This window comes from Variovorax sp. CF313, assembly GCF_000282635.1.
GTDB lineage: Bacteria > Pseudomonadota > Gammaproteobacteria > Burkholderiales > Burkholderiaceae_C > Variovorax.
Genome location: NZ_AKIW01000161.1, coordinates 1 through 1,284, shown reverse-complemented (window position 1 = coordinate 1,284; position 1,284 = coordinate 1). Strand labels below are relative to the sequence as shown.

The 1,284-nt window shown below is 67.0% G+C and carries 1 protein-coding gene; it reads left to right on the top strand.

All coding sequences use genetic code 11. The annotated features are described in order from the left end of the window. Positions 1 to 2: 2 nt before the first annotated feature. A complete protein-coding gene (locus PMI12_RS26235; protein ID WP_007838798.1) occupies positions 3 to 1,160 on the top strand; it encodes a porin in 1,158 nt (385 codons plus the stop codon). Positions 1,161 to 1,284 lie beyond the last annotated feature (124 nt).

Sequence of the window (1,284 nt, the reverse complement as noted above, 5' to 3'; positions counted from 1 at the left end):
GAATGAAGAAAACCCTCACGGCATACGCTGCCCTGGCCGTCTGCGGGCTGGCCTCTGCCCAATCGTCCGTCACGTTGTTCGGCGTCGTCGACGCGGGCCTGACCTACCAGTCGGCGACCGCGCGCGACGCGGCCACCGGCGCATCGGTGAAGTCCAGCAAGACCAGCCTGGCCAACTCCGGCTACAACTCCAGCCGCATCGGCTTTCGGGGCACCGAAGACCTCGGCGGCGGCCTGGCTGCGAGCTTCTGGCTCGAAGCGCCCATCACCAACGACGACGGCGCCACCGGCATCTCCACCTTCGCGCGCCGCTCCACCGTGAGCCTGTCGGGTGGCTTCGGCGAGCTGCGCCTGGGCCGCGACTACACGCCCACCTTCTGGAACGACACCGTGTTCGACCCGTTCGGCACCAACGGCTCGGGCACCAACGTCATCAGCACCGTCAGCGGCAACACCACCATCAACAACGCCAACTACGTGCGCGCGAGCAACTCGATCGGCTACTTCCTGCCGCCGAACCTGGGCGGCTTCTACGGCCAGGTGCAGTACAGCCTGCACGAGAACGCCAGCACCGATGCGACCAGCACCACGGCTGCTTCCAGCAGCACCGCCGGGCGCTACGTCGGTGGGCGCTTCGGCTACGCCAACGGTCCCCTGGACGTGGCGCTGGGCGTGGGCCGGAGTACGGCGGTGGACACCACTGCGCTGGAGCGCAAGGTGCAGACCATCAACCTGGGCGCTTCGTACGACTTCGGTCCGGTGAAGCTGTTCGGTGAGCTGTCGAACGTGAAGAACAAGTTCGACACGGCGCTCACGAGCACGCACGACAGCTACAACGGCTACCTGGTGGGCGCGACGGTGCCGGTGGGCGCGGGGCTGATCCGCGTGGCGTACTCGCAGGTGCGCTACAACGAAGGGGCGGCCGGCATCACGGGCGAGGACCCGCTGGCACGCAAGTTCGCGATCGGCTACGTGCACAACCTGTCCAAGCGCACGGCGCTGTATGCGACGGTGGCGCGCGTGAACAACCGCAACGACGCGAACTACACGGGCAGCCTGGTGTCGGCCAGCACCACGGGCTACGGCAGCGCGGGCGTGAGCTACACGGGCCTGCCGCGCTCTTCCACCGGCTACGACTTCGGTATCCGCCACGCGTTCTGATGCAGAGCGCACGCCGCGCGGGACAAAAGGGCGCGTGCTCCTTTCTCCCGCACGGCTCTTGTTTGTCCAGCCAGCAGTGAGTTTTCCAATGGACCGAATCCGACTCTTTGCGAGCGTGCTGATG